The organism is Pseudoxanthomonas japonensis, from assembly GCF_043632995.1.
Lineage (GTDB): Bacteria > Pseudomonadota > Gammaproteobacteria > Xanthomonadales > Xanthomonadaceae > Pseudoxanthomonas_A > Pseudoxanthomonas_A japonensis.
In genome coordinates, this window is sequence record NZ_CP171632.1 from 3,839,111 (window position 1) to 3,857,064 (window position 17,954).

Here is a 17,954-nt window from a genome sequence, read left to right on the forward strand (position 1 = left end):
TGACCTGTGGCTGCCGCACGCCTGCAACATGTTGCCGCCTGTCACGCCCCCTGTGTCCGTCCCACCGCTCACCGGGCTGCCCGGCGCGTTGTGGCTGTACCGCTTCGACGCGGAGGGACGCGCCCAACCCGTGGATGCCGTGCGGGAGGCATCGGATACCTGGCACTGGCTCCATCTGGACCTGAGCGATACGCGCAGCGCGCAGTGTGCGGCCACGTTGCCCATTCCCGGCGAAGCGCGTGCCGTCCTGCTGTCGCCGGACACCTACGTCAACCTGCAGCGCGAAGATGACGTTGCCCAGGGCGTCTTCGTGGACTGGACGCACCAGCGCGGCGTCGATCCCGCGGCCGAAGGGCAGTTGCGCAACGACGACGGCATCGGCTGGCTGCACTTTGCATTGACACCGACATTGCTGGTCACCGCACGCCGCCAGCCCCTGCGGTCGGTGGAGGCCGCACGCCGCGGCATCGCCGGACAGACGCGCGTCGGGTCGCCCGTGCGCCTGCTGGAGGCCATCGTGGAGCGCTTCGCCGACACGGTGGAGCGCAGCAGCGACAGCCTGTCGGTGCGGCTGGACCGCATCGAGGACCGTGTGCTCGCCGACAGCATCGGCGAGGAACGACGCGACCTGGCCCAGTTGCGGCACCAGACGGTGCGCCTGCATCGCCCACTCACCGCGATGCGCCGCGTGCTCAAGCAGTTCGAGCAGCGCCACGCTGCCGAGGATGGCGACGACTTGCTCGCAGCGGTATCCCGCCTCAACCAGCGCTTCGACGATCTCGATGGCGACGTCGGCACCTTGCAGGAACGCGCGCGCCTGCTGCAGGACGAAGTCGCGGCGAAGCTGGCCGAACGCACCAACCGGCACCTGTACGTGCTGTCGATGGTCACCGCGTTGCTGCTGCCGCCCAGCCTGGTCGCCGGCCTGTTCGGCATGAACTTGCCGGGACTGCCGTTCGCCCACAGCACGCACGGCCTCGCCTTCGCCCTGCTGCTGGGCGCGGCATCGAGTGTGGTGGTGTACCTGGCGCTGCGGCGGATGGGCGTGTCGCGCTCCACGTAACCGTAGGAGGGGCTTCAGCCCCGACCACCATGGTCACAGGACAAGTCACCATGCTCGGCCGCGCCATGTCCGTACGATCGGTGCCGACGCTCCTCCTGCATCGGGCGCGGTATCCTGATCGCCTGATGACGCTCCCGCTCCGCACTGCCACCCGTTACGTCACCCCGCTGCGCGAAGGCGGCTCGATGCCCGCCGTGGTCGAAGCCGACGACGACGGCCTGTACGTCCTCAAGTTCCGCGGCGCCGGCCAGGGGCCGAAGGCGCTGGTCGCCGAGCTGATCTGTGGCGGGCTCGCAAAGGCACTGGACCTGCCGATGCCCGACCTGGCGCTGATGGAGCTGGATGCCGACCTCGCGCGCACCGAAGGCGACCCCGAGATCCAGGACCTGATCAAGGCCAGCGCCGGGCTCAACCTGGCGATGGATTACCTGCCCGGCGCGGTGAACTTCGACCCGGTCGCCGAGCAACCGGACGCCGATCTCGCCTCGCGAATTGTCTGGTTCGACGCCTTCATCAGCAATGTCGACCGCACCGCGCGCAATACCAACCTGCTGATGTGGCATCGCCGCCTGTACCTGATCGACCATGGCGCGGCGCTGTACTTCCACCACGGCTGGGACGGCGACGCGTCGGGTGCGGGCAAGCCGTTCCCGCTGATCCGCGACCACGTGCTGCTGCGCTGGGCGTCGCGTGTCGCCGAGGTCGATGCGGAACTGGCGTCGCGCCTCTCCGACGACGTGATCGCCGGCATCGTCGCCGACGTGCCGGACGCATGGTTGCAGGGGCCGGACACCTTCGGCGATCCGGCGACGCAGCGCGCCGCGTACGTGGCCTATCTGACGCAGCGCGTGGCGCGGCGCGAAGCGTTCGTGCAGGAGGCGATCCGTGTGCGCGCCTGATACCTACGACTACGCGGTGATCCGCGTGGTCCCGCGCGTGGAGCGCGAGGAGTTCACCAACGTCGGCATCATCCTGTCGTGCGAGCGCGCGGGATTCCTGGAGGCCCGCATCGAGCTGGACGAGGCCCGCCTGCGCGCGCTCGATCCCACGCTGGACCTCGACTCGCTGCGCCGCCACCTGGACACCATTCCCGCGATCTGCCGCGGCGGCGAAGCCGCTGCGCCGATCGGCCTGCTGCCGACGCGGGCGCGTTTCCACTGGCTGACCGCCAAGCGCAGTTCCATCATCCAGACCTCGCCCGTGCACATGGGCCGCTGCGGCGACCTGCCCGCGACGCTGGAGCACCTGATGGACCGCATGGTGCGACCGCCGAAGGCCACCGCACCGCGATGAGCGTCTACGTGGACGATCCGGTGACGCTGTGGCGCGGACAGCGCTGGGCGCACCTGATGGCCGACACGCTGGACGAGCTGCATGCGATGGCCGCACGACTCGGGATGCCGCGCCGCGCGTTCCAGGACAAGCGCAGCGGCGCGCATTACGACGTGAACGAAGCCTTGCGCGACGAGGCATTGCGGCTCGGCGCCATCGCCATTTCCCGCCACCGCGACCGCGAACAGGTCCGCGCGATCATCCGCATCGCACGCGCGCAATGGAGCGGACACACGGCAGAATCCTGACGCCGTAGAGCCGAGCTTGCTCGGCTCCATCGTCTTCCAATCCCTGATCGGTGGGCCGGAGAGCAGCGGAGCAAGCTCCGCTCTACGCGCAACTCAGAGCTGTTGCGCCTTGCCGCTGCGGATCGCCTCGTCCAGCAGGCGATCGACGTCCCGATGCAGCTTGTCCGTCGCCGCCATCTGCTTGCGCGCCAACGCTTCCTGCTGCCGCGCGAGGGGCTCCTGCTGGCGGGCGAGGACTTCCTGCTGGCGGGCCAAGGCATCCTGCTCGTCCTGCAGCGCCTTCATGCGGCGGTCGTTGGCGGCTTCGCGGGTGTCGGCGCCGCGCAGCGCGGCAGCCGCCTGGTGCTGGGCGATCTCCGACATCTTCACGCCCAGCTCGCCCTGCTTCGAGCCCAGCTCGCCCTGGCGTTCGCCGAGCGCACCCTGCTGTTCGCCGAGCTTGCCCTGCTGCTCACCCAACGCCTGGACCGGTGCATGCGCGGCTTTCATCCGCTGCACCGTGGCGGCATCGCGCACCACGTACTGCTTGCCGTTCTTCCGCACCCACAGCAACGGGGCGTTGCCCTGCTGCAGGCGCTGGGCGGTGCGGATGTCGTCGCTGTGGCCCGCCATCGATACGTCGTCGCCGTCGATGAGCACGTACGCATCGCCATTGCGCTGGTGGCCGATGTTGACCGCGTGCGTGCTGGAACTGGTGTAGACGCGCGGAGCCGGAGGGGGCGGCGGCGGTGCGGGCGGTGCGACCTTCGGCGGTGCGGGCGGCGCCGGCGGCGGAGGCGGCGCCGGCAGGTCGCGCGCAGCGGCAACGACGACCGCACGCGGCGACACTGCGGGCGATGCCGCTGCGGCAGGCGTGGCGACAGGTGCCGCAGCCGGTGCGACCACCGGTGCTACCACCGGTGCTGCGACGGGCGAGGTGCGGGCGGTGACGCGGTAGGGCATGGCGGCCAGCGCGACGATGCCAACGGTCAGCGCGAGCGCGCCGGCACGCAGGGGGGAAGCGGTCTGCTGCAACATCAACAGTCTCCTCTTGAGAATGCGGAACGTGGGGGACGCGCCAGCCAACGCCGGCGCCGGGGTGGTGGAAACGCCCAGCTTCACCAGCAGGCGTCCGTAGTCGTGGGCGGCGTGGTGCTCGTCCTCGAGCACGGCCGCGTCGCAGGCGACCTCGCGGGCGAAGGCGTATTCGCGTGCGGCCAGGTGCGCCACCGGGTGGAAGAAGAACAGGTGCTGCGCGAGCGCCGGCATCCACGCCCACCACAGATCGCGGCGTTGCAGGTGCGCGAGTTCGTGGTGCAGCGCCATGTGCAGGTCGTCGTCGCCCATCGCCGCGATGCGGTCGGCCGGCAGCATCAGTACCGGACGCCAGGGGCGGGCCAGCATCGGCGAATCGATCTCGTCGCTGGCCAGCAGTGCCGGCACATGCGCAATGCCAAGCCGCTGCGTCAACGTCTGGTACACGCGGCGAACGCGACGATCGCGGCACGGACGTGCGCGTTCGATCTGCCCCCGCAGGCGCCAAGCGTGGCGCAGCGTGTTGGCCAACATCACGGCGATGCCGGCGAGCCAGGCGGCGAGCAGCAGCACACCGGTATCGATCCGCGACGCTTGCGTCGCTGGCGCCGGCATGACCGCCATCGTGGATGCGGCAGACGTCGACGCGTCCGCGGCCATCGCCACGACGACGGGCGCGGCGGCTGGTGTCGCAGGCAACAGCGGCAACACGACCGGCGCATGCCAGACAAGCCCCACCACCATCTGCGTAGCGACCAGCCACCACAGCCAAGCACGGGTGCGCGCATCCAGGCGTGGCAGGTAACGGCACAGCGCCCAGACCAGCGCGGCGAGGAGAAGCGACTGCAGGCCGACCGCGAGCACGCGGTCGATCATGGCGTCGGCAAGGGCGATAAGGTCCATCTCAACCCTCCTTCCGCTTCGACTGCAGGTTGGCGACCAGCGCTTCCAGTTCGGCCAGTTCGTCGTCGCTGACTTCGGTGCGCTGCGACATCCAGGCGACGAACGGGGACAGCGAGCCCTGCAGCGTCTTCTCCACGAAGCTGCCCACCGCACTGCGCATCACGTCGTCGTGCTGGGCGACCGGGGCATAGCGGTACACGCCGTCGACCTGGCGGCGGCGCAGGAAGGCTTTCGCGCGCAGCCGCTCCATCATCGTCAGGACCGTGGACCGGGCCAGTCCGCGCGCCTCGCCGAAGGCGGCGGCGACCTCGCCGACGCTGGCTTCGCCGTGCGTGGACAGATGCTGGAGCAGCGCCAGTTCCTGGTCGCCGATGGACTTGCGGGCCTTGCCGGGCATGGGATCGCCTCGTGACTACAGTTGTCGTCAACATGCCCGTGACGACAACTGTAGTCAACCCTGCCGAAGGTCACTCCCCGCCGCCGGCCGACGAACGTTCGCGGCTCAAGAAACGGTCCGTCGGGCCGATCCTTGGGTGACCCCACCCTGCGGCCGTGTCGCCATGCTCATCATCGTCGGCTTCATCATCGTCACGCTCAGCGTGCTTGGCGGCTATCTCGGCTCGCACGGCAAGCTCGGCGCGCTGTGGCAGCCCTTCGAACTGGTCATCATCGGCGGCGCCGCGCTGGGCGCGTTCATGGCCAGCAATCCGACCAAGGTGGTCAAGGGCACGATCTCGGCGACGCTGTCGGTGTTCAAGGGCGCGAAGTACAAGTCGTCCGACTACCTGGACGTGCTGACGCTGATCCACGAGATGCTCAACAAGGCGCGCCGCGATGGCTTCATGTCGCTCGAAGAACACATCGAGAACCCGACCAACAGCCCGCTGTTCCAGAAGTACCCCAAGATCCTCGCCGACCACCACCTGCTCGACTTCCTCACCGAGTGCCTGCGCCTGATGGTGGGCAGCAACATCGAACCGCACGAGCTGGAACCGCTGCTCGAACTGGAACTGGAAAAGCACCACCACGAAGCGATGGCGCCCGCGCACGCGCTGCAGAAAGTGTCCGATGGCCTGCCCGGCTTCGGCATCGTGGCGGCGGTGCTCGGCATCATCGTGACGATGGGCTCGATCGGTGGCGACATCGCCGCGGTCGGCGCGCACGTCGCCGCCGCGCTGGTCGGCACCTTCCTCGGCATCCTGCTGGCTTACGGTTTCGTCTCGCCGCTGGCCGCCGCCATCGAGGCGCAGGTGGAACAGGACAGCCGCATGTACGAATCGGTGAAGACCGCCCTGCTCGCCTGCCTGCGCGGCTACAACCCGGCGGTGGCGCTGGAGTTCGCGCGCAAGACGCTGCCCTCGGACGTGCGCCCGCCGTTCGCCGAGTTCGAAGCGCACCTGAAGGCCAACAAGTAAGCCACGGCGATGAGCGAGCAGCGCCCCACCATCATCGTCCGCCGCGTCAAGAAGGTCGCCGGCGGCGGCCATCACGGCGGCTCGTGGAAAGTCGCCTACGCCGACTTCGTCACCGCGATGATGGCGTTCTTCCTGGTGATGTGGCTGATGGGCGCCACCACCAACAAGGAACGCGCGGCGATCTCGGAATACTTCCGCAATCCCAGCCCGCTGAGCGGCAAGAGCTTCTCGCCCGCACCCGGTCCTGCCGGCCCCGGCGGCGCCAGCACCTCGATGATCAAGCTCGGCGGCACGATGGAACTGCCGAAGGGCGAGAGCGACAACCCGTTCGACAAGCCCCCGGGCGATGCTGACCAGGTGTCCGAGGAACAGCGGAAGGCGGAAGAGAAGCAGCGCCTGGAATCGCTGATGCAGGCGCTGGAAGAGGCGATCGGCAAGAGCCAGGCGCTGGAACCGTTCAAGGACCAGCTGCTGCTCGACCTGACGCCGGAAGGCCTGCGCATCCAGATCGTCGACCAGCAGAACCGGCCCATGTTCGACCTGGGCGGCACGGTGCTGAAGCCCTACACGCAGACGATCCTCGCGGAACTGGCCACCTTCATCAACCAGGTGCCCAACCACATCAGCATCACCGGGCATACCGACGTCACCCAGTACACGTCCAACCGCGGCTACACCAACTGGGAACTCAGCGCGGAACGCGCCAACGCCGCCCGCCGCGCGCTGGTGCTGGGCGGCATGCACGAGGACAAGGTGTCGCGCGTCGTCGGCCTGTCTTCGTCGGTGCTGTTCGACAAGCAGAACCCGCAGAATCCGATCAACCGGCGCATCAGCATCGTGGTGATGACCAAGGCGGCCGAAGACGCGCTGCAGGGCGAAGGCCGCCTGCTGGCGCCCGGCGCGCCGTTGCCGGATGCCGATGTCGCCATGCCGAATCCGCCCGTCGATACGACAGCAGCCGTGGCGCTGACCGCGCCCGCCGCGCCGCACACGACGGCGGAGCCCTGAGACCGGCCGCGCTGAGTCAAGCGCCGCCGGCAGGCCCCTTCAGCTCGATCGTGTTGCCGTCGGGATCCCTGAAGTAGAGCGACAGGCCATCGCCTTCGGCGCCGAAGTTCATCTCCGCCGGACCGTCCGGCACGATGCCGACGCCGGCGAGATGCGCGACCAGCGCGGATTCGTCGAACGGTTCGATGCGCAGGCAGAGATGGTCGACGTTGCGGCCTTCGGCGCCTGCTGGCGCGCCGCCGCGCGCACCGAGCGTCCCGTCGATGGCGACCAGATCGATCATCGACGCGCCGGCCCGCAGGTGTACCAGGCCGAGGTGTTCGCGCGTGCGTACCACCTGGCACCCCAGCACATCGCCGTAGAAGACGATGCTGCGGGACAGGTCGCGCACGCGCAGGACGAGATGGTCGATGCGCTGGACGTCGAAGGGGCGTGTCATCGGGAAAACTCCTGGCCTTTCCCATGCGACGAGCGACCGGCGCATGGATCGACACCCCCCCACCGCCATCATGTCGGCGTCGTATCCCCCGACGACGGCGACCGCTGCGCCAAGGACCGCAGCAGATCCTCCGACACCGAGCGGACATGGACATCCTGCTGCGGGAACGGAATCTCGATGCCGGCCTCGCCCAGCGCCGCGTGCAATCGCGTCATCAGGTCGCTGCGGATCGCCGACCAGTCGTCGTAGCGACGGCTCCAGGCGCGGATGGCGAAATCCAGCGAGCTGGCGCCGAAACCGGTGAACAGCACGGCGGGGGCGGGATCGTCGGCGATGCCGGGCGTGGTCCGCGTGGTTTCCTGCAGCAGTTGCATCACCCGCGTCACGTCGGAGCCGTAGGCGACGCCGAGGTCGACGTCGACGCGGCGGTTCTGGTCGACCAGCGTCCAGTTGGTCACCTTGTCCGACAGCAGCAGGCCGTTCGGCACCACCACGTCTGCGCCCTCGAACGTGCGCACCGTGGTGGCGCGCATGCCGATGGTGCGCACGCGGCCTGCGGTACCGCTGATGTCGACCGCGTCGCCCGGCTTTACCGGGCGCTCGAACATCAGGATCAGTCCGGAGACGAAATTCTTCACCACGTCCTGCAGGCCCAGGCCGATGCCCACGCCCAGCGCGCCGAACATGAAGGCCAGTTGGCCGATCTTGAAGCCCGCCGCCGACAGCGCCGCCAGCAGGCCCAGCAACAGCAGCACGTAATAGCTGAGCGAGGCGACGCTGTTGTCCACGCCGCGCGGCAGCGACATGCGCGGCAGCACTTCCTCGCGCAGCAGTGCGCGCAGCGTCCGCGCCACCCAGACCGCCAGCACCACGCCGATGCAGAACACCAGCACATGGCCCAAGCTGATCGACAGCTCGCCGTATTCGAACCGGTGCGTCACGATCGCCTTCGCCACGTCGTAGACCGGCCGGAAGATGCGGAAGCGGTTCATCGTGTAGACGATCCAGCCGATCACCGCCGCCACGCGCGCCCAGCGCGCGAGCGTATCGAGCAGGTGGCCGCCATGCCGGCGCATCAACCACAGCCGACGCACCTCGGGGCGCGCGCCCAGCCGGCGCAACAGGGCTTCCAGCACCGTCACCGCCGCATACAGGACCAGCGCGAAGTAGCCGCTTTCGATGATGCCGGCGGTCAGCATTTCCGCCAGCGACACGTTGCCCAGCACGTTCGCGACGATCGCCGCCGACAGGATCGCGACACCGCCCCAGGCCAGGCCATGCACGAGTCGACCGGCGCGGCCGGCCACGCCCGCATAGCGCTCGCCGCGCGAACGCCACAGCAGCCAGCCGGTCGCCGCGAGCGCCAGCGTGGACAGTCCCAGGTAGTAGAGCCGGTACAGGTAATCGCTGGCCACCAGCAGCACGGCCAGATGCTGCAGCAGGTAGAACGCCGTCGCCAGGTAGGGCCACGGCCCCAGCAGCCGGCGCCCCTGCTGCGGCATCAGGCGCAGCACCGGCACCAGCGCGACCAGCATCGCCAACTGGTGCAGGAACAACGGCGCGTTCGGCTCGAACAGCAGCACGCCGATCATGGACAGCAGCAGCCAGGTGGAGAAAGGACGCCCCACCACGCGCGACTCGGCGTCCGTCGCCAGCACCGCGGTCGGATCGAGGCGGCGGCGTCGGTGCCGCCACGCGATCCACAGCAGCACCGGCAGCAACATCAACTGCAGCACATGCAGCAGCCGCTGGTTGCCGACATCCGCCGCCGCGTACTGGGCGACGAAGCTGTTCTCCTGCTGGACCTCGCGCTTCAGGCTGTCCGCCACGTCCTGCCGCAGGACCGTGCGGTCCTGCACGCGCCACAACGGCGGCGCATCCAGGCGGAACAGGCGCCGGTCCGAGTACGCGATGGCATCGTCCACCGCCTGCTGCCCGGCCTGGATGCGCGCGGCGAGCAGGTTGGCGCGTTGCCCCAGGCGGATCTGCCCCGCCAGTGGCGTGGACAGCGCCTGCTCGGCCGCCTGCAGCCGCGCGGATACGCCCTCCACGCGCGCGCGCAGCGCATCCGGCGTGCCGTCCGCCGCCATGCCCTGCCGGGTGAGCTCCCAGTCGGCGCGGCGCAGCGCCAGTTCCGCCGCATCCTGCGCGTACGGCGCCACCGACGCCTGCATGTCGCCGCGCCAGCGCGCGTACTGGCGCGCGTCGAACTTCCAGTGGCGCTCCATGCTTTCCAGCCGCAGCACGGGCAGCGTGCGCAGCTCACCGTAGGCGAACAGGCCGTTCTTCTCCGCCACCGACGTCTCGATGGTCGCCAGCCGCGGCACCAGCCGGCCGAGCGGATCGGCACGCTCCGCGCGCAGCGACACTTCCTCCGCATAGCGTTCGTCCGCATCGGCGCGACCGGGGATGTCGGCCAGCGCGATCGCTTCGGGCGCCTTCGGCTTGGAAGGCGACAGCAGCGTGGTGACGTCCTGCGCCGTCGCGGCATTGGCCACCGACAGCACCAGGCAGGCAAGGCAGGCCAGCAGCACGCGCATGACGGACGATCTCGGAACGGGGCGACGCCGCGAGTCTAGCGCGTGCGACGTCGCTGGACGGCGATCAGAACGCGTCGCTGCCCGGCCGGATCTCCACGCCCATCACCGCGGCCAGCTGCTGCATGCCTTCATCGTCGCGGCGCAGCGCCATCCAGCCGGCGTAGGCATCGCTGTCGGTGTTCCAGTTCCACAGCGTGTAGCCGTGCTCGCGCAGGCGGTCGTAGGCGGTCGCCATCAACGCCGGCACGTCGGTGCCGTCGAGGAAGTCCTCATCGCTGGTGTCGCCACCCCAGTCGATCTCGATGGCGTAGCGCGCGGCCAGCTGGTTGACGCAGTCGATGAAGGACTCCGTGTCCTTCCAGTCGACATGGAAGCCGGACGTCCAGTCGATGGCATCCTTCAGCGTCCACAGCACCTGGTCCGGTTCCGCGCCCTCTTCGCCGCTGGCGTCGCGGTAGGCGGCGAACTGGCGCAGCGCGGTTTCCTCGTCGCCGGGGTTGATGAGCACCAGCAGGTTCCAGACCAGCGCCTCGGTGTCGTCCAGGTCCATGTCGTCTTCGTCGTCGAAGGCATAGCGGAAGTTGTCGTCGGGATCGAATTCGTGATCGGGCAGGGTCATGGGGCGTCTTCGTGGCAGTGCCGCGACGTGGCGCGGCGGGACGATGTCAAGGTTGGCTGAATATTAAAGCCACGTGATGCATCCGCGTGTGGAGGGGTCGGCGTAGAGGTCGGCACAAGCGCAGCAACGACACCCCCTCACTTCAGGAGATACCCATGAACCGCACCGTCCTTTCCGTGGCCCTGCTCGCCGCCTTCACCGCCGCGGCGTGCTCGCCCAAGACCGCCGAAGCCGATGCCGGCAGCGCGCCCATGCCCGTGGCCGAGGCCAGCGATCCGATGCCGGCCGACAACACCGCGACGCCGGCCGGGCAGAAGGACGTGGTGGACACCGCGATCGCTTCGCCCGACCACACCACGCTGGTCAGCGCCGTGCAGGCTGCCGGCCTGGTGGACACGCTGAAGGGCGCCGGTCCGTTCACCGTGTTCGCGCCGACCAACGCCGCCTTCGACGCACTGCCCGCCGGTACCGTCGATACGCTGCTGAAGCCGGAAAGCAAGGCCGACCTGACCTCCGTGCTGACCTACCACGTGGTGCCGGGGGCGGTGGATGCCGCCACCCTCACCCAGCAGATCCAGGCCAGCGGCGGCACCGCCACGCTCAAGACCGTGCAGGGCGGCGAGCTGAAGGCCCAGGTGGTGGATGGCGGCGTGACGCTGACCGACGCCAAGGGCAATGTCGCCAAGGTCACCACCGCCGACCTGAAGGCGAGCAACGGCGTGATCCATGTGGTCGACAAGGTGCTGATGCCGTAATTCCTCGACGGCAGCACACGCCGGGGCGGTCGTGGTGGGCCGCCCCGGCGTTCTTTGTCTCTGCCACGCGCGGGGTCTATCGTGGCGGCATCGGCTTCACGCCGGTGCGCCGGAGAAGACCCGCCATGTTCAATCCGCGTCCCGTGGTCCGGCAGATGCCCATCGGCCACGGCCATGCCTGCATCGTGATCGACGACGCCCTGCTGGCGCCGGAGCGGCTGCCCGCGTTCGCGGAGGCCTACCGCGAGGACTTCCAGCCGGCGCCCGCGGCCGTGTTCCCCGGCCTGCACCTGCCCATGCCAGAGGACTTCACGGCATTGCTGCACGACGTCGTCCGCGACCACGCACGCCAGGCCCTCGGCGTACGCCGCGTACTGCGCAGCGCCAGCCGCTTGTCGCTGGTGACCACGTCGCCGCCCGCGCTCGCGCCGGCGCATTGGCTGCCGCGCCGGCAACGCGCCTTCGAACCGGACCAGTGCCTGGTGCTGGCGGAACTGTTCCTTTTCCACGACCCCACCCTGGGCGGCACCCACTTCTTCCTGCCCCGCGTTTCGCCACAGCAGGTCGAACAGCTCGAACACGACGCCGAAGCCTTGCTGCCGGAGGACTTCTCCCTGCGCCACGCGATCGCCGCCGGCTATCCGCAGGCCTCAAGCGCCAGCTTCACCCATGCACTGACGGTGCCGGCGCGCTGGAATCGCCTGCTGATCCACGACGGCGCCGCGTTCCGCGCGCCCGCCATCGCCGACCCCGCCCGGCTCAGCGCGGATCCGCGGCGCGGACGGCTGACGCTGCGGGCCACGCTGGCGTGCAGCCGCCACCGCGTGGCCTGGTGAGCGGGGCGCTTCGGGTATCCTTGCCCACCCGTTCTCCGCATACCGCCTTCCCATGTCCGATACACCTCCCGACCGTCTTTCCTCCGATCCGCGCAGCCCGTTCCACGATGCCGTGGCGATGGACCGCGGCGTGGGCATCCGCTTCAACGGCGTGGAGCGCGACAACGTGGAGGAGTACTGCATCAGCGAAGGCTGGGTGCGCGTGCCGGTGGGCAAGTCGAAGGACCGCCGCGGCAATCCGATGACGATGAAGGTCAAGGGCACGGTCGAGGCCTGGTATCGCTCGCCCGCGGCCGAGTGACGCGGCGCGGCCACGACACATGGTCTGAACACCCGCGTGGCACAATCCCGGCCTGCACTGCACGCCGGGAGGGCGCATGAAATTCCTGCTGATGATCTACACGGACGATTCCCTGCTCGAATCACTGCCGGAAGGCGCCTTCGACCAGATGATGCACGGCTGCATCACCCACGCCGACGAACTGAAGGCGCAGGGCACGCTGATCGAATCGCAGCAGCTCGAGCACGGCAGCACCGCGCGCACCGTGCGCGTGCGCAACGGCAGGACCAGCATCGTCGACGGCCCGTTCGCCGAGACGAAGGAAATCCTCGGCGGCTACAACCTCATCGAGGCCGACAGCCTCGAGGACGCGGTGAAGATCGCACAGGAATTCCCGTGGATCGGCACCGGCAGCATCGAAGTGCGGCCGGTGCGCGACTTCGACGAAGTCAGGCGCCGCGTCGGCGCCTGAGCTACTTCGCCTTCGCGCCGCCCAGGTGGCGCGACAGGAAATCCAGCAGGCGGGTGTAGTACGCGCGCTGGTTGGCTTCGGCGTAGAAGCCATGACCTTCGGTGCGCACGTACAGCGTTTCCACCGGCACGCCTGCCGCCTTCAGCGCCTTCTCCATGCGCTCGCTGTGCGCCTGCGGGGCGATCTCGTCCTTTCCGCCGGCCGCCAGGAACACCGGCACGCGGATGCGCTGCGCCAGCAGGTTGGGCGACACCTCCGCCAGGCTGGCGCGATGGTCGCTGATCCAGTCGTCCGCCCAGTTGCGCATCGACCGGCTGTCCCGTGAATCCTGCTTGTGCATCAGCGCCAGGTCGTAGACGCCGACGTAGCCCGCGGCGCAACGGTACAGGTCCGGCTCCTTCGCCACGCCCATCAGCGATGCGTAGGCGCCGTAGCTGGCGCCATACAGGCAGATCCGCTTGGGATCGGCGATCTTCTGCCCGATCGCCCAGCGCGTGGCGTCGGTGAGGTCGTCCTGCATCGTCCTCCCCCACTGCCGCGCTCCCGCGTGGCGGAAACTCCTGCCGTAGTTGCCGGAGCCGCGATAGTTCAGGCGCAGCACCGCGTAGCCCGCGCGCGCCAGCATCTCGGCCTCGTCGTTGACCTCCCAACCGTCGAAGACGCCGAACGGCCCGCCATGCGGCATCACCACCAGCGGCACCGGCCCGTCGCGCACCTCGCGCGGCCGGGTCAGGTAGCCGTGCAGCGCCAGTCCGTCGCGCGCGCGCAACGTGACCAGCTCGCTCGGCGCCAGCATCGCCGGATCCAGCCAGCTGCGCCGGCTGAAGATCAGGTCCGCGGCATTGGTGGTGGTATCGAACAGGTAGAAGTCGCCGGGGCTGGTATCGCTCCAGACGTACACCACCTTCAGCCGGCCATCGCGCGTCCCCGACGTGACGTCGACCGACGCGCCGGGAAACGCGCGCTCCAGCTTGCGGTAAAGGCGCGCGGTCGGCGACTTCTCGTCGAAGAACGCGGCACGCAGCCTGTCGTGCATGAAGAAAGTGCCGACCGGCGTGCGGTGGTCGTCGGCATAGATGATCTCGTGCGGATCGACCACCGGATCGCGCATCACCTCCTTGCGCGCGCCAGTGACCGTGTCGAACGCCACGATCGCATCCGGCCCCGTCGCCTGCTGCACCTGCAGGTAGGCGGTCCGTCCGTCGGCGGACAGGCCGAGCGGCCACTCCACGAAGCCGGTCCTGGCTTCATCGTTGACCAGCGTCCAGGGCGACGTGTCGTCGGCGCGGTGGTAGAGCTTGCTGACGTTGTCGTCGCCCGATCCGTGCGCGAACCGCACGCGCCGCGCCGCGTCGACGGTGAAGCTGGCGCGGCGCACCGGTGCCGTGGCGACGGTGTCCATGGTGCCGTTGAATACGTCCAGCCGCTCCACCCGCGTGTTGGGTGTCGACGTATCCAGCGCGTACATGCTGATCAGCACCTTGCGCGGATCGTCGGGCAGCGTGTCGATCAGGGACGCGGCGCGGGGCTGGAGTTGCGTGCCGTCCAGTCCGTAACGCGCGAAGATCTGGCGCCGCTTCGTGCCGTCCGCATCGGTGGCGTAAAGCTCGCCGGTGGGATAGGGCTGGTCGCGGGAGCCGTACTTCTTCGCCACCGACACCACCACGCGCTCGTCGCTGACCCACCACACGTTGCTGATGACGCTGTCGCTGCCGGCGTGGATCTTCGACGTCACCTGCCTGTCGGCACGACGTACCACGGCCAGCACGGTCTGGTCCTCCATCGGGACCGTCATGGCGTAGTAGGCGCCGGTCGGCGAGATCCTGAGCGTCTGCAGCACGTCCCGCTTCAGGAACGGCTCCAGATCCACCTGTGCGTGCGCCAGCGGCGCCAGCAGGCATCCCAGCAGGATGCCCGCATTCCGTGCTCCCCACCTCATGGACGCCTCCCGTGGCATCGCGTGTCCCCGCACGGATTAGAACGCAGCCCGACGGCCACAGACAAACGCAGGCGATCACGCCACGCGATGCCGGCGTCAGCGCGCGAGCGCGGCCGGCTCCTGCAGGCGTTCCACCGGTGGTGCCTGCGTGATGGAGGCGGCGTCGAGCCGCTGCTGGCCTGCCTGCAGCCACGCCTGCCCGGCGTCTGTGTGCAGGTATTCACGCGAGATGCGCTCGACGGCACCACCGTCGCCCTGTTTGGCCGCCTGCAACAGACGCTCGACCATGCCGCCCGACCGCGACACCTCCGCGCCGACCGGGACCGGTCCGATCTTGACGGGTTGCCAGGCCAGCTCGCGCGCGAGCGCTTCATTGCGGGGTTGCGCATCGAGGCAGTCGATCCTGCAGAGGTTCGACGGCGCGAGTTCCTCCTGCATCCCGCGCGTTCCCGCCTTGTCGTAGATCGAGGTGCGGTAGAAGAACCGGTGTTCCTCGGAGCGATGGATCACGTTTCGAGCGGGATCGGACGGTTCTTCACGCTTGTCCAGGAATGGCCGGTCGCTCAGGCCGTTGAGGTAGTCGATCATCAGGTTGCCGCTGCGGATCGGGATGCCATCCTGCGTATAGCCACCGCCGATGTCGCTGTGCGCACCGGCGACGGTGACGTTGAGGAAGCGCCCGCCATCGGTCACGCCAGGATCCATCACGCGGGTGGACTGGAACAGGTTGCGCCGCTCATCGTCGGCGGTGATCTGGAAACCCGACACCACCGACGGTGGCAGACGGCGGTCGTGATCGCGCGGCTCACCCGTGCCGACGGGGTCGAACAGGCCGACGGCCTGGATGACGGTGCCGGGTTCGCGTAGCGGTGGACCGATGTAGTCGACGTGCAGGATCCGACCATCGCCGTCGCGCGTGACCTGCGCACCTTCCGGATTCCGGATGCCACGCTCTTCTACCATCCGCGTGAAGCCGGCCGCCTGTTCCGCGCCACGACTGAAGCCGATGGCGGCGATGCGGATGTCCGCATCCGGGTTCTCCTTCAACCACGCGGCGGATTGCTTCACGAACTGCAGGTACATGTCCTCCATGCGCGACTCGTAGGTATGCCCCCTGATAAGGTCCAGGCCACCGTCGAATCCCCCTTGCGTGCCCGGGCCTTCCACATAGCCTTGCGCGATGGCGGGATCGCCCAGGGACTCGATCTGCCTGGCGATGCGCGCAACGTTCGTGTGATTCTCCGGCGCGTCCTTGACCACGCTGTTGCCGGTGCCGTCGAACGCCGCGACGAACAGACGATCGTCTGGTTTGCCACTGTCGTGGAGGACAGGCGCGGCGAATGTCGCCAGCTGTCCACTGGCGCGGTCAAAGCTCGCCAGGTCCGAGGCCGTTGCCGGTATCGTGCTCACGCCATCGGGGTGCCGCTCTCCGCCCATGTCCTGCTCCCTGGACTATCGTTTCAGTAGGTCCTGCTCCATACGCGCACCAGATCGTCGCGATGGCCGCTGTAAGGGTTACCGGGAACCTGCAGCTCTTTGGTCGGGATGAAAGCCCGCATGTACACCGTAATCGTCCGGTCCTCGACTTCCAGCACGATATCGGGATCGGTAATGGAGACGCCTTCGCGGATATCTTCACGCGGCACCCGATGGACGATCTTCTGATCACGGAAGATCTCGCCGATGTCGATGTCGGCCTCATGCGGTTGGCCGTCCTTCGATCGCCAGACCACATGGGCCGGCGGCGGAAAGTTCCGCCGCGCAAGGTGTCCTGCCCGCAGAATCTGCTCGCGCGTTCCGCGACGGGACACCAAGGGGGGGCTGACCTCTTCCGAGCCCTCGACGCCATGCGTGAAGCCCGCGTAGGTGATCCTGCAGCCGATGGTGTCGAAACAGTGCGCACCGAAGTTGTGCTGCACGAACGTCAACGGCCAGTCGGCCACCGTGTTGTCGACCTTGCCGACGGTCTTTGGGCTGCCCGATTCCTGCGTCATCACCATGCCTTGGCATCCTGAAGTTGAAAGGATCATCGCCGAGACCAGTACCAGCGAGAGTGCATGGCACGGCGAACCTCGACGGAGTGATGGCTTCCTGCCCTGCATCGGATAGGCCTCGCGCGTCTTGCGTGACGTCTTCTGTACGACAGAAGCGCCACGCACGCAAGCGCTCACTACGGAAACGCCAGGGTGGCGCCGCCTACATTCATGTACCTCAATCCGACGGCGTCGCGACATCGTCCATATGCACGACTTCCCACTGGTGACCGTCGGGATCCTGGAAGCTGCGCTGGTACATGAAACCGTAGTCCTTCGCTTCGAGCGTTTCGCTGCCGCCGGCGGCGATCGCCTTGTCCGCCAGCGCATCGACGCCGGCGCGCGACTCGGCCGACAGGCAGAGGATCGCTTCCGTGTGCGTGCGCGCATCGCAGATCGTCTTGCGGGTGAAGCCCTGGAAGAACGGCTCCACCAGCAGCATCACGTAGATGGTGTCGCTGATGACGATGCAGGCGGCGTTCTCGTCGGTGAACTGCGGGTTGTTCGCGTAGCCGAGCGCCGTGAAGAACGCCTTGGACCTGTCCAGGTCGCGGACCGGCAGGTTGACGAAGATCTGGGTGGTCATGATCGCTCCCTCAGGCCTGTGTCTGCGACTGGATCTGCGCGGCGAGGCGCGCTTCCTGCTCGCGCAATTCCGGCGTCAGTTCGTCGCCGAAGTCCTCGGCCTCGAACACCCGGCGCAGCTCGATCTCCTCGCCGCCATCGAATGGCGCGCGCTTGATCCACTCGATCGCCTCGTCGAAATTGCGCACCTGCCACAGCCAGAAACCGGCGACCAGTTCCTTCGTCTCGCCGAAGGGGCCGTCGATGACCGTCCGCTGCCTGCCGTCGAAGCGCACGCGTGCGCCGCGCGAGGTGGGATGCAGTCCCTCACCGGCCAGCATGATGCCGGCCTTGACCAGTGCTTCGTTGAACTTGCCCATCTCCTCGAGCAGTCCGGTGTCCGGCATCTTCCCGGCTTCCGACTCTGCACTGGCCTTCACGATGACCATGACGCGCATTGCGATCTCCTGTCGTGCGGACCGGTCGCTCCGGCC

Annotated in this window: 20 protein-coding genes; 10 read left to right on the plus strand and 10 right to left on the minus strand. The window is 68.4% G+C overall.

Annotation, left to right across the window (positions count from 1 at the left end; translation table 11 throughout):
• The first annotated feature begins 28 nt into the window (after positions 1 to 28).
• The 4 genes from ACGHX3_RS18015 to ACGHX3_RS18030 all read left to right on the plus strand — a co-directional run bounded on the left by ACGHX3_RS18015 (position 29) and on the right by ACGHX3_RS18030 (position 2,643).
• Complete coding sequence (locus ACGHX3_RS18015; RefSeq protein WP_394695770.1) at positions 29 to 1,063, plus strand: CorA family divalent cation transporter; 1,035 nt, start codon at positions 29 to 31, stop codon at positions 1,061 to 1,063.
• Between the two features lie 125 nt (positions 1,064 to 1,188).
• Positions 1,189 to 1,962 carry a HipA family kinase gene (locus ACGHX3_RS18020; protein ID WP_213603576.1) on the plus strand — a complete coding sequence of 258 codons (774 nt, stop codon included), beginning with the start codon at positions 1,189 to 1,191 and terminating at the stop codon, positions 1,960 to 1,962.
• The gene (locus ACGHX3_RS18025; RefSeq protein WP_213603578.1) at positions 1,949 to 2,356 is read left to right on the plus strand and encodes a DUF3037 domain-containing protein; all 408 of its coding nucleotides are present in this window, start codon (positions 1,949 to 1,951) and stop codon (positions 2,354 to 2,356) included. Before ACGHX3_RS18020 ends, ACGHX3_RS18025 begins: the two co-directional genes overlap by 14 nt.
• The gene (locus ACGHX3_RS18030; RefSeq protein ID WP_213603580.1) at positions 2,353 to 2,643 is read left to right on the plus strand and encodes a DUF4031 domain-containing protein; all 291 of its coding nucleotides are present in this window, start codon (positions 2,353 to 2,355) and stop codon (positions 2,641 to 2,643) included. Before ACGHX3_RS18025 ends, ACGHX3_RS18030 begins: the two co-directional genes overlap by 4 nt.
• Positions 2,644 to 2,736: 93 nt before the next feature.
• Here ACGHX3_RS18030 and ACGHX3_RS18035 read toward each other — a convergent pair whose 3' ends face one another.
• Together ACGHX3_RS18035 and ACGHX3_RS18040 are read right to left on the minus strand one after the other, a co-directional pair.
• A complete protein-coding gene (locus ACGHX3_RS18035; protein WP_394695771.1) occupies positions 2,737 to 4,560 on the minus strand; it encodes a M56 family metallopeptidase in 1,824 nt (607 codons plus the stop codon).
• Position 4,561: 1 nt separating this feature from the next.
• Entirely contained in the window at positions 4,562 to 4,957 is a 396-nt protein-coding gene (locus ACGHX3_RS18040; protein ID WP_162338794.1) for a BlaI/MecI/CopY family transcriptional regulator, read from the minus strand.
• Between the two features lie 163 nt (positions 4,958 to 5,120).
• Between ACGHX3_RS18040 and motA the strand changes: the two genes are divergently transcribed.
• Positions 5,121 to 5,975, plus strand: coding sequence for a flagellar motor stator protein MotA (gene motA / locus ACGHX3_RS18045; protein ID WP_162338808.1), 855 nt, complete (start codon positions 5,121 to 5,123; stop codon positions 5,973 to 5,975).
• Positions 5,976 to 5,984: 9 nt separating this feature from the next.
• A complete protein-coding gene (gene motB, locus ACGHX3_RS18050) occupies positions 5,985 to 6,983 on the plus strand; it encodes a flagellar motor protein MotB (RefSeq protein WP_213603584.1) in 999 nt (332 codons plus the stop codon).
• A 16-nt stretch (positions 6,984 to 6,999) separates the two neighbouring features.
• On the opposite strand, the gene ACGHX3_RS18055 is transcribed toward motB, so the two are convergent.
• From ACGHX3_RS18055 to ACGHX3_RS18065, 3 genes are all read right to left on the minus strand, one after another.
• On the minus strand, positions 7,000 to 7,422 hold the full coding sequence (locus ACGHX3_RS18055; RefSeq protein WP_213603586.1) for a VOC family protein: 423 nt from the start codon (positions 7,420 to 7,422) through the stop codon (positions 7,000 to 7,002).
• A gap of 68 nt (positions 7,423 to 7,490) precedes the next feature.
• Complete coding sequence (locus ACGHX3_RS18060; RefSeq protein WP_213603588.1) at positions 7,491 to 9,962, minus strand: mechanosensitive ion channel family protein; 2,472 nt, start codon at positions 9,960 to 9,962, stop codon at positions 7,491 to 7,493.
• Positions 9,963 to 10,026: 64 nt separating this feature from the next.
• Entirely contained in the window at positions 10,027 to 10,575 is a 549-nt protein-coding gene (locus ACGHX3_RS18065) for a hypothetical protein (protein ID WP_213603775.1), read from the minus strand.
• A 257-nt stretch (positions 10,576 to 10,832) separates the two neighbouring features.
• On the opposite strand from ACGHX3_RS18065, the gene ACGHX3_RS18070 reads away from it, so the two are divergent.
• The 4 genes from ACGHX3_RS18070 (at position 10,833) to ACGHX3_RS18085 (ending at position 12,924) form a co-directional block, all read left to right on the plus strand.
• A complete protein-coding gene (locus tag ACGHX3_RS18070) occupies positions 10,833 to 11,336 on the plus strand; it encodes a fasciclin domain-containing protein (RefSeq protein WP_394697328.1) in 504 nt (167 codons plus the stop codon).
• A gap of 125 nt (positions 11,337 to 11,461) precedes the next feature.
• Positions 11,462 to 12,172: a DUF6445 family protein gene (locus ACGHX3_RS18075; protein WP_213603592.1), complete on the plus strand. Its 711-nt coding sequence runs from the start codon at positions 11,462 to 11,464 to the stop codon at positions 12,170 to 12,172.
• 52 nt (positions 12,173 to 12,224) lie between these two features.
• Positions 12,225 to 12,473 carry a DUF3297 family protein gene (locus ACGHX3_RS18080; RefSeq protein ID WP_162338785.1) on the plus strand — a complete coding sequence of 83 codons (249 nt, stop codon included), beginning with the start codon at positions 12,225 to 12,227 and terminating at the stop codon, positions 12,471 to 12,473.
• A 76-nt stretch (positions 12,474 to 12,549) separates the two neighbouring features.
• A complete protein-coding gene (locus ACGHX3_RS18085) occupies positions 12,550 to 12,924 on the plus strand; it encodes a YciI family protein (protein ID WP_213603594.1) in 375 nt (124 codons plus the stop codon).
• A gap of 1 nt (position 12,925) precedes the next feature.
• On the opposite strand, the gene ACGHX3_RS18090 is transcribed toward ACGHX3_RS18085, so the two are convergent.
• From ACGHX3_RS18090 to ACGHX3_RS18110, 5 genes are all read right to left on the minus strand, one after another.
• Positions 12,926 to 14,863, minus strand: coding sequence for a S9 family peptidase (locus tag ACGHX3_RS18090; protein WP_213603596.1), 1,938 nt, complete (start codon positions 14,861 to 14,863; stop codon positions 12,926 to 12,928).
• Positions 14,864 to 14,959: 96 nt separating this feature from the next.
• Positions 14,960 to 16,300, minus strand: a complete 1,341-nt coding sequence (locus ACGHX3_RS18095; RefSeq protein ID WP_394695772.1) for a phospholipase effector Tle1 domain-containing protein — start codon at positions 16,298 to 16,300, stop codon at positions 14,960 to 14,962.
• Between the two features lie 23 nt (positions 16,301 to 16,323).
• A complete protein-coding gene (locus ACGHX3_RS18100; RefSeq protein ID WP_394695773.1) occupies positions 16,324 to 16,863 on the minus strand; it encodes a hypothetical protein in 540 nt (179 codons plus the stop codon).
• A gap of 211 nt (positions 16,864 to 17,074) precedes the next feature.
• The gene (locus tag ACGHX3_RS18105) at positions 17,075 to 17,482 is read right to left on the minus strand and encodes a VOC family protein (RefSeq protein WP_213603608.1); all 408 of its coding nucleotides are present in this window, start codon (positions 17,480 to 17,482) and stop codon (positions 17,075 to 17,077) included.
• Between the two features lie 10 nt (positions 17,483 to 17,492).
• A complete protein-coding gene (locus ACGHX3_RS18110; RefSeq protein ID WP_213603610.1) occupies positions 17,493 to 17,918 on the minus strand; it encodes a YciI family protein in 426 nt (141 codons plus the stop codon).
• Positions 17,919 to 17,954 lie beyond the last annotated feature (36 nt).

What these genes read in the sequence shown, in the direction of transcription:
- ACGHX3_RS18015 (WP_394695770.1), top strand. Translation starts at nt 29, where the DNA reads ATGTTGCCGCCTGTCACGCCCCCTGTGTCCGTCCCACCGCTCACCGGG.
- ACGHX3_RS18020 (WP_213603576.1), top strand. Translation starts at nt 1,189, where the DNA reads ATGACGCTCCCGCTCCGCACTGCCACCCGTTACGTCACCCCGCTGCGC.
- ACGHX3_RS18030 (WP_213603580.1), top strand. Translation starts at nt 2,353, where the DNA reads ATGAGCGTCTACGTGGACGATCCGGTGACGCTGTGGCGCGGACAGCGC.
- ACGHX3_RS18035 (WP_394695771.1), bottom strand. Translation starts at nt 4,560, where the DNA reads ATGGACCTTATCGCCCTTGCCGACGCCATGATCGACCGCGTGCTCGCG.
- ACGHX3_RS18040 (WP_162338794.1), bottom strand. Translation starts at nt 4,957, where the DNA reads ATGCCCGGCAAGGCCCGCAAGTCCATCGGCGACCAGGAACTGGCGCTG.
- motA (WP_162338808.1), top strand. Translation starts at nt 5,121, where the DNA reads ATGCTCATCATCGTCGGCTTCATCATCGTCACGCTCAGCGTGCTTGGC.
- motB (WP_213603584.1), top strand. Translation starts at nt 5,985, where the DNA reads ATGAGCGAGCAGCGCCCCACCATCATCGTCCGCCGCGTCAAGAAGGTC.
- ACGHX3_RS18055 (WP_213603586.1), bottom strand. Translation starts at nt 7,422, where the DNA reads ATGACACGCCCCTTCGACGTCCAGCGCATCGACCATCTCGTCCTGCGC.
- ACGHX3_RS18060 (WP_213603588.1), bottom strand. Translation starts at nt 9,962, where the DNA reads ATGCGCGTGCTGCTGGCCTGCCTTGCCTGCCTGGTGCTGTCGGTGGCC.
- ACGHX3_RS18070 (WP_394697328.1), top strand. Translation starts at nt 10,833, where the DNA reads ATGCCCGTGGCCGAGGCCAGCGATCCGATGCCGGCCGACAACACCGCG.
- ACGHX3_RS18075 (WP_213603592.1), top strand. Translation starts at nt 11,462, where the DNA reads ATGTTCAATCCGCGTCCCGTGGTCCGGCAGATGCCCATCGGCCACGGC.
- ACGHX3_RS18080 (WP_162338785.1), top strand. Translation starts at nt 12,225, where the DNA reads ATGTCCGATACACCTCCCGACCGTCTTTCCTCCGATCCGCGCAGCCCG.
- ACGHX3_RS18085 (WP_213603594.1), top strand. Translation starts at nt 12,550, where the DNA reads ATGAAATTCCTGCTGATGATCTACACGGACGATTCCCTGCTCGAATCA.
- ACGHX3_RS18090 (WP_213603596.1), bottom strand. Translation starts at nt 14,863, where the DNA reads ATGAGGTGGGGAGCACGGAATGCGGGCATCCTGCTGGGATGCCTGCTG.
- ACGHX3_RS18095 (WP_394695772.1), bottom strand. Translation starts at nt 16,300, where the DNA reads ATGGGCGGAGAGCGGCACCCCGATGGCGTGAGCACGATACCGGCAACG.
- ACGHX3_RS18100 (WP_394695773.1), bottom strand. Translation starts at nt 16,863, where the DNA reads ATGGTGATGACGCAGGAATCGGGCAGCCCAAAGACCGTCGGCAAGGTC.
- ACGHX3_RS18105 (WP_213603608.1), bottom strand. Translation starts at nt 17,482, where the DNA reads ATGACCACCCAGATCTTCGTCAACCTGCCGGTCCGCGACCTGGACAGG.
- ACGHX3_RS18110 (WP_213603610.1), bottom strand. Translation starts at nt 17,918, where the DNA reads ATGCGCGTCATGGTCATCGTGAAGGCCAGTGCAGAGTCGGAAGCCGGG.